Origin of the sequence: Campylobacter sp. (assembly GCF_017646085.1) — a bacterium.
GTDB lineage: Bacteria > Campylobacterota > Campylobacteria > Campylobacterales > Campylobacteraceae > Campylobacter.
The window spans coordinates 1-8,912 of record NZ_JAGCNF010000054.1 but is presented as its reverse complement, the minus strand read 5'-3'; the positions used below and the strand labels follow the sequence as shown (position 1 = coordinate 8,912).

The 8,912-nt window shown below is 32.0% G+C and carries 10 protein-coding genes; all 10 read right to left on the bottom strand.

The features are described from left to right. The coding region (locus J6V67_RS02705; RefSeq protein WP_291858159.1) for an AAA family ATPase at window positions 1–1,291 on the bottom strand (1,291 nt) is incomplete at its 3' end. Beyond that, the gene (mtaB, locus tag J6V67_RS02700; RefSeq protein WP_291858156.1) at window positions 1,278–2,522 is read right to left on the bottom strand and encodes a tRNA (N(6)-L-threonylcarbamoyladenosine(37)-C(2))-methylthiotransferase MtaB; all 1,245 of its coding nucleotides are present in this window, start codon (window positions 2,520–2,522) and stop codon (window positions 1,278–1,280) included. The genes mtaB and J6V67_RS02705, both read right to left, overlap by 14 nt. After that, window positions 2,519–4,075, bottom strand: a complete 1,557-nt coding sequence (locus J6V67_RS02695; protein ID WP_291858153.1) for a mechanosensitive ion channel domain-containing protein — start codon at window positions 4,073–4,075, stop codon at window positions 2,519–2,521. Before J6V67_RS02695 ends, mtaB begins: the two co-directional genes overlap by 4 nt. Next, complete coding sequence (gene aroB / locus J6V67_RS02690; RefSeq protein ID WP_291858151.1) at window positions 4,072–5,106, bottom strand: 3-dehydroquinate synthase; 1,035 nt, start codon at window positions 5,104–5,106, stop codon at window positions 4,072–4,074. The genes J6V67_RS02695 and aroB overlap by 4 nt, the downstream gene beginning before the upstream one ends. Before the next feature lie 39 nt (window positions 5,107–5,145). Then, entirely contained in the window at window positions 5,146–6,384 is a 1,239-nt protein-coding gene (locus J6V67_RS02685; protein ID WP_291858148.1) for an RNA polymerase factor sigma-54, read from the bottom strand. Then, window positions 6,384–7,112 (bottom strand): LPS export ABC transporter ATP-binding protein, encoded by a 729-nt coding sequence (gene lptB / locus J6V67_RS02680; protein WP_291858145.1) that lies wholly within the window; start codon window positions 7,110–7,112, stop codon window positions 6,384–6,386. Before lptB ends, J6V67_RS02685 begins: the two co-directional genes overlap by 1 nt. Then, window positions 7,105–7,503 (bottom strand): tRNA (adenosine(37)-N6)-threonylcarbamoyltransferase complex ATPase subunit type 1 TsaE, encoded by a 399-nt coding sequence (gene tsaE, locus J6V67_RS02675; RefSeq protein ID WP_291858142.1) that lies wholly within the window; start codon window positions 7,501–7,503, stop codon window positions 7,105–7,107. Before tsaE ends, lptB begins: the two co-directional genes overlap by 8 nt. After that, complete coding sequence (locus J6V67_RS02670) at window positions 7,487–7,732, bottom strand: RNA-binding S4 domain-containing protein (protein ID WP_291858139.1); 246 nt, start codon at window positions 7,730–7,732, stop codon at window positions 7,487–7,489. The genes tsaE and J6V67_RS02670 overlap by 17 nt, the downstream gene beginning before the upstream one ends. Window positions 7,733–7,836: 104 nt before the next feature. After that, window positions 7,837–8,133 carry an HU family DNA-binding protein gene (locus tag J6V67_RS02665; RefSeq protein WP_291858136.1) on the bottom strand — a complete coding sequence of 99 codons (297 nt, stop codon included), beginning with the start codon at window positions 8,131–8,133 and terminating at the stop codon, window positions 7,837–7,839. A gap of 151 nt (window positions 8,134–8,284) precedes the next feature. Continuing rightward, window positions 8,285–8,912: glycosyltransferase (locus tag J6V67_RS02660; RefSeq protein WP_291858133.1), on the bottom strand; the 628-nt coding region annotated here is incomplete at its 5' end.

Here is an 8,912-nt window from a genome sequence, read left to right as displayed (position 1 = left end):
TTTGGTAATCTGCTGGGTTAATCGAAAGTAAAGCACATAAAGTTTTGCTCCTAAAACTAAATCTAGCAACACCACTATTGCCCTTTTTAAACGTTCTTTGTTTTTTACCATCAATTACCCTATTTTCTACCGCCTTGAAGTCATCATTATTTATAATCTCTCTGCCATTTCTTAATGCGTTTATGGCTGCTTCATTTACTAGTGTTGCAAGTGCTGCTCCGCTAAATCCAGTTGTACTCCTAGCTACAAAACCTATATCTACTGAGTGTCTTTTGCCTTGCAAATATATACTAAGTATATCATTTCTATCACTAATATCAGGCATTCCTACAAATATACGCCTATCAAATCTTCCACTACGCAATAAAGCTTCATCCATCATCTCAATCTTATTAGTTGCTGCTATTACAACTACACCGCTACTGCTTAAAAACCCATCCATTTCAGTTAAGAGCTGATTTAGTGTAGCCTCTCTCTCATCGCTTCTATTGCCGCCACGAGCTTTGCCTACTGCATCAATCTCATCGATAAAGATTATACTTGGTGCGTATGTTTTAGCCATACTAAAAAGCTCTCTGACACGCTTTGCCCCCATACCAGCATAAATTTGAACAAAATTTGCTCCACTTTGGTAAAAAAATGGCACATTTGCCTCTCCAGCTACTGCTTTGGCTATTAGTGTTTTACCAACACCTGGAGGGCCTACCATTAGCACGCCTTTTGGCATTTTAATGCCTAAATTTGAATATTTAGTTGGATTTTTTAAAAAATCTACTATCTCAATTAGCTCACTTTTTACATCTTTAATCCCTGCAACATCGTTAAATGAGATATCTGAGACTACTGGAGTTATCTGATTAGATATGCTCTCAAGTAAACTAGCTGGCTCATTTTTTTCTTGTGGTTTTTTTGCCGCCTTAATAAATGGTGCAAATTTAATAACCGCAAATACCACTACAGCTAAAAGCATTAAAATCAAAACTACCCAAATCAATCCCCCATCACCACTGCTCTCTACTGCGACCCTTTGACCTAACTCGCTTAAGCTTATCATCTCTTTTGGAATTATATAACTTCTATTTAATGCTTTAATTATCACACTATCGCCATCTATTATAGCATTTTGAATAGCTCCAGCTTGCAAAAAATTATCATACTCCAATAGAGTAATTTTACTAGGCATCGAGCGAAAAATAGCAATTACAAATAGCAATACTAAAACAATGCTAGCTGCGATTATGGCTGATTTTTTATTAAATTTAGGTAGCTTTATTTGGCTAAATTTGAGCATAATTAGATTCCTGCATAATTTCATAATCTGTTATATATACCCACTCTTTTGCTATATTTTTAGAACTTTTAATTTTGATTTTATTATAATATTGATCCCAACCCTCATAGATATCTCCATTTGATTGCTTCTCTACTAACACATCTAGCGGTCTATCGGCATTGTTTTGTCTAAATTTTAGATTATTTTGCGCTACGATATTTTGAAGCGTTTTTAGCCGCTCTTTAGCAATTTGAGAATCAACATCCATAGGTATTGTGGCTGATTTTGTGCCATTTCGTGGGCTAAAGATAAAGGCATGAATATGCGTTAATGGAAATTTATTAAAATTCTCTATAGCTTCATTCCATATTTGCGGCGTTTCACCTGGATGCCCTACGATAAAATCAGTCCCAAGCGCAAACCCCATTGAGCTTAGCTCGCAAAATAGATCTAAATCCCTTAAAGCTCTATTTCTTCTATTCATTATAGTAAGCATCTGTTGGCTAGTATGCTGAAGCGCTATATGTAGATGCTTCTCTAGCCATGGCTCATGTAAAATTTCCCTAAAACTCTCATCAATCTGACTTGGTTCAATACTTCCAAGACGAATTCGCTTAATTCCATTAATTTTACCCAAATGCGCTACTAGTCTGCCAAGACTAGTTCCAACACCTTTGCCATAGCTACCAATATTTGTACCAGTTAATACAATCTCACTATACCCGTTACTAGCTAGAGTTTTTGCTTCTTTTAATATTATATCCTCATCTATGCTTCTACTAAAACCCCTTACACTTGGGATTATGCAATAACTACAAGCAAAATCACAACCCTCTTGAATCTTGATAAATGCTTTGGTATGATTTTCATAGTTGCTTACTATATTTTTATCGATGAAATTTAGATCTCCTAGCTCATAAAATGGCTCACTCTTACCTAGCATTTCATCAATTTTACTCTTATTGCTAGCACCAAGAACTCCAAAAATAGCTGAACTTTTAAATAATTCATCACCTTTGCTAACTGCTCCACAACCAGTTAATATCACTTTTTTGCCACTATTGCGCATACTATTTATATAGTTTCTTACTCCACTATCTGCGCCATTTGTAACTGTGCAAGAGTTTACCACTATAATATCAGCTACACCCTCATCATTAGTTATCTCATAGTTTTTAACATAACTTTTTAAAAGCTCAGTATCGTAGATATTTGTCCTACATCCAAATGTTTTAAAATATACTTTCAATCTAAATTTTCCTTATCTATATCTAATTGTTGTGTCTGAATTGTATCTAAATGCCTACTTATAAATAATGTCTGCTTTGGATATGCAATTTTTATATCACTCTCAGCATTTAGCGCCTCAATAATTTCTGCACTAATGGTACTTCGTAGCGCAAGTGTACCATATGAGTTATTCATATACCAAACACTTATATTTATACCATATGGTTCAAAAAAGCTAAATATCCTAGGTTCAACATTTGTATTTTTTATATTATACTGATCACGCAGTTTGTTCATCTGCTGCTTAGCAATATCAGTATAGCCTTTTGAATACTTTCTTGCAATATTTTTAATAATATGCATAGCTTTTTTATGATTACTATCAAAGCTTAGCATTATATCTATTCCATCCCATACAGTTTTCATACCGCTATGAGTATAATTAGCTATTAACTCTGTAAATATATAGTTATTTGGTATAAATATAATCCTGCCGCTTCTGCGATTTACTTTATATGTCGTTAGCGTAATGTCTTCATAAATTGTCATTCTAAGTAAGCTAATATCTATAATATCACCTACATAATCTCCATTTTGATATCTTACACGAATTCTATCACCTACATGGAATGTTCCTCCAAATATAATCACACTCCACCCAAGTAAACTCATAAACATATCTTTCATAGCAATTGCTAAACCAGCAGAGGCAAAACCAAGAATCGTAACCATATAGCTAACATTTTCTATATATGCAAAAAGCAAGATAAAAATTATGATTGTAAAATTAATAACATTTATAAATTTATTTATAGTGTAGAATTTTTGATTATCAATTACATATTTTTTGGCTGTAAATTTAAGTAAAAATCCAATCAAAATCACAATAATAATAGTAAAAAATATAGTTAATGTCTCTTTAATTTGAGATGTAAGACTATCAGTTGAGCGGCTAATAGCCTCATCAAGTCTAGTTTGATATACTCCAAATGTCGTTGCGGCAATCTCTTTGGCGATATTAAATTCATTCAAAGTTCTATTAATCTCAACTAAATTTGCATAATTTGCTGCTGTTTTATTTAAATCATATAGCTCTTGAAGCAAATTTTGCTTCTTGCTAAGAATATCTACAGCTACTTCAAGCTGAGCTAAGCGACTATAATACTCACTTTTTTGTCCTTTTAATCTCTTAAGATATGAAAATCCTCCAATTATTGCAATTGGATTTGTGATTTTATACTCTTCTTCAATCTCTGGCACAGCTAGCATACTTTGAAATGGTGAGCGCTCATACTCTTTTAATAACTCAATCTGCTCTTTTAAGCTTGAAACTCTGCTATTTAATTCATCTTTATTTTGTTCAAATTTGCCATTTTTTAATTGATTTTGTACCTGCTCTAACTCTAAAAGTAGATTTTGGTAAGTATTATAATTGGCATATTTTATCAGCCAAATATTACCTTTTAGAGTTGCATCAAGCCTATTTATATTATCATTTATGGTTAGAATTTGAGATTGATTGCCAGCTAATACGCTAGCAAAAAATATCAAAATCCAAAGAATTTTACTCATTTAAATAGCCTTAAAACTTCAATTACTTGTTCTTTTTTAATATCACTTTTTATGATATTTTTACCAATTCCATCTGGTAGGATAAATTTAATCACGCTATTTTCACTTTTTTTATCTAGGCTAAATGACTCATAAAATGCATTTTCATCTTTTATTTTATATTTTGTTGGCAAATTAAATTTAGTTAATAAATCCTCAATTCTATCAGCCTCACTAACACTTAATAAGCCTAAATTTACCGCTAATCTATTTGCCATATTTATTCCTATGGCCACTGCCTCGCCATGCAAAAGCCCTTTATAATTTAGCTCATTTTCTATTACATGTGCAAATGTATGACCATAATTTAAAACTGCTCGAAGACCCTTTTCACGTTCATCTTGACCTACAACCATTGCCTTTAATTCCACACATCTTTGAATAATCTTAGTTAAATCATCTGAGTTTTGCACATCGCATCTCTCAAAAAATTCAAAAAACTTCTCATCAAACATAATAGCCATTTTAATTGCCTCAGCAATTCCGGCGGCAAATTCACGTCTAGGTAGAGTTTTTAAAAATCTACTCTCGCAATATACTGCTCTAGGTTGATAAAAGCTACCAATTAAATTTTTACCAAATTTGTTATTTACGCCGGTTTTACCGCCAACGCTCGCATCAACTTGAGCTAAAAGCGTTGTAGGAATAGTAATAAAATCAATCCCTCTTTCATAAATGCTTGCTACAAATCCGCTCATATCACTAACCACTCCACCGCCAAGTGCGATAATAGTACTAGAACGATCTAATCGGCTAACAAAAAGCTGTTCTAAGATATTTTCAATCGTGGCTAAATTTTTATACTCCTCCCCGTCTGGAATAGTAATGGTATATTTTTCATCAGCTTCAATCAGTGATAAAACTTCAGCTAAATATAATCCACCAACTTTTGAATTAGTAATAACTGCAACTTTACCTTTAAACTTAAGTGTAGATAGTTCATCTATATATACTTTATAACTATTTTTATCTAAATTTATATCAATTTGCATATTTTTCCTTTTTTAATTTTATTGTTTTAATCTATATTTTCATCCCTGAATCGCATAAAGCTTTTTACGCTCACTCGAGCTAGCAATATTTAAAGCTTTGCGATATTTAGTAATAGTTCTGCGAACTAACTTAATTTTAAATTCACTCTCAATCATAGCAAGAATCGCTTCATCACTTAATGGCTTAATACGATTTTCATTTTTTATTAAATTTAATAAGAATTCTTTAATGGCGGCATTTGAAACCTCTTGGGAAGCAGCAGCAGCAAAAAAATTCTTAAGCGGAACAATCCCACGCTTTGAGCTTAGATATTTATTTTGAATAGCCCTACTAATAGTTGATGGATTTCTACCTAAATCTTCTGCGATATCTTTTAGTTTCATTGGCTTTATATCTCCACCAAAAAAATAGTCGTATTGATATTCAATTATCATTAAACCGATTTTATGAAGTGTTGATTTTCTCATCTCTAAAGCATCGATTAAATCCCTTGCCTCTTTTATTTTTCCAGCAACAAATTCACTTTTTTCATCTATTCCTTCAGTATCAATATGAATATTTGGATAAAACTCATCATTGATTGCTATTTCTATACCATCATCGCTATCATAAACAAAAATATCAGGAATGACTAGCATTTCATCATCCATATACTCAATTGCTGGAGGATTTTTAAATTTGCGTATTAAAGCCATAGCAGTATCATAATTTTTACACTTTGTAAATTTACTTATATTTTCAAAATTTTGAATAATTTCAACACAAAGCTCATAAATCTCATCATTATCGCAAAGCTCATCAAGTTGAAATATAAAGCTCTCTTTATAATCTACGGCCCCTACCCCAACAGGCTCTAAATAGGCAAATCTAGCACGAATTCGCTCAACTTCATCTTTACTAAATCCTATAAAAATTCCATCATCCCACTCAAAATAACCTTCACAATTTATGCATTCAATTATCAAATTTGCTATATCTTTAGAGCGCTTAGATGGAAATAATTTATCATCAATTTGCGAACTTAGCTTTTCATACAAGCTCTCTTTATAAATAATACTAGATTCTATAGTATCGCTAATACTTGTTTTGTAGATATCGCTGTAGAAATTTAATGATCTACTTTTTGGATTTGGCTCAAGCTGTACAAATGGATTTTTCTCAATAAATGGTTCTAAAGTCTCCTTTAACTCATCACTAGCAACCTGTAAAATTGGCAACCAGCTACGTAGAGTCTGATTTAATTTAGTTTTTGCAGTGAGCTTTTGAGAGAGTTTCATTAGTCTAACAATCTAAACTCTTCACCCAAATAATGGGTTCTAACAAGCTGATTATTTGCCACCTCGTTTGCGCTTCCACTAGCTAGTAGCGTTCCACTTTTTATCACATAAGCCCTATCGCAGATTGCTAAAGTTTCACGCACATTATGATCAGTGATTAAGATTCCAATATTTAGCTTTTTTAAATCATTTATAATGCTTTGAATATCAGCTACTGCAATTGGATCAACCCCAGCAAAAGGTTCATCAAGTAGTAAAAATTTAGGCATAATCATCAAACTTCTAGCAATTTCACATCTTCGCCTCTCACCGCCACTTAGACTAAGCCCTTTTCTAGAACGAATCGGCTCTATATTTAGCAAATTTAACATCTCTTCAACCTTTACATCGATGCTTTTGCTATCTTTATATACTATTTGTGCTGCTAAAGTTAGATTTTCTTCAACTGTTAAATCCTTAAAAATACTACTTTCTTGAGGTAAATAGCCAATACCTTGCATAGCTCTTTTATGTAATGGATTAGACGTTATATCTTTACCATCTAGCATAATCTGTCCGCTACTAGGCAAAATTAATCCGCAAATCATATAAAATGTCGTAGTTTTACCAGCACCATTTGGCCCTAAAAGCCCTACGACTTCACCACTTTTAATCTCTAACGAAACACCGTTTATAATATTTGTTTTTTTAATATTTTTCTTTAAATTTAAGACTTCTAATCTATGCATAGCTTACCTCATAAACTCTCTCATTGCCACTAACTATAATATCTACAATACAGATATCTAACCCATTTTTGTCAGCAAATTTAAGCAGCTCATCATCGGCCCATTCAACAATATGTAAACCATCTTCATATAAATTCTCATACAGACCATTTCTTTTAATAGCCTCAAATCCGCCCTGATAAATATCATAATGGTAAATTTGACCATAATCTTGCATTATACTAAAAGTTGGAGAGGTTACAATAGCTGGATTATTCTTATTTATGATAGCTTTACTAAGCGTTGTTTTGCCACTAGCTAGATTACCTCTAAGGGCAATAATTCCACTATTTGGCAACTCATTTATAAGAGTATCTAGCTCATTTAAGCCTAACTTAAATCTCTTTAACATAGCTATTTTGCTCGCTTTTTGGAATTGATTTAGTTGCTGGAATAGCTAAAACCTCATAGCTCACCTCTTTAGCAATAAATTTAATCGTAATCTTATCACCGATTTTAACATCTCTGCTAGGTTTTGCTACAATACCATTGATACTCACAACGCCACTTTTGCACATATCTTCGCTAATGGCTCTACGCTTAGTAATATTAACTGTATTTAAAAATTTATCTACTCTCATAGATATATTTTAGCTAAATTTGGTTGAATTTTGATTTTAATTTATAAATTTTTACGATGGAATATAATATAAATAAAGCCCTCTTCAAGCGAAGAGGGAGAAGATTATTTTTTCTTACAAGTTTTGCACTCAGCAACTGCATCTTTTAAATTTTTACCAACTTTAAATTTAACAACTTTTTTAGCTGGAACTTTAACTTCTTTACCAGTACTTGGAACTTTAGCTGTTCTAGCAGCTCTTTCTGATATACTAAAAGTACCAAAACCAACAAAGGTTACGCTATCGCCTTTTGTTAGCACTTCGCTGATTGTCTCAAGCACACCATCAAGTGCAGCTTCTGCATCTTTTTTAGTTAAGCTGGCTTTAGCAGCTACTAGGCCTACAAATTCTGCTTTTGTCATTGTTAATCCTTATGTGGAAATTTACATTCTAATTCTACACTATTTTACCGCTAAATTCAAGGGTTTAGCCCATTTTTACACAAAAATTAAGCCATTTTACACAATTTTTTGATATAAATTTAAAACTTCTAAGTAAATAGCCATAAAATCACTATTTTTTACAATTTTTCAAAATCTCATTAATTATAATTTTTGAGCCATTTTTATCTATTAAATTTAATAGTTTTTGAGAGATTTCTTTTAAATTCGCACTATAAATCATCTCTTTTACACTATCTAAATTTAACTCATCTTGACTTACAATCATTCCAGCGCCTTGATCACACAAAAATTTTGCATTATAAAATTGATGATTATTTGCCGCATACGGAAATGGAATAAAAATCGTAGGTAACCCAGCCGCACACAACTCCCAAATCGTACTAGCCCCAGCCCTACTAATACAAAAATCGGCTCTATTCATATAATGTTCAATATCTTTACTAAAAGCAAAGACTTCAGCCTCTATATTTAGTTCTTGATATTTACGTATCATTGCATCGTATTCTTTTTGGCCACATTGATGAATAATTTTTATACCATTTTGGGCTAAATTTGGAGCTAAATTTAATGCTAAAGTATTAATAAAATTAGCTCCTTGTGAACCACCTAAAAACAAAATTACTTTAAAATCTTGCCTAATTCTAGCAATTTTAAAAAATCTATCATCCACTGGATAATCAAATTTTGGCTTAAAATATGAACTAAAAAATCCTTTAGCAAATGGTTTTAACAATAAA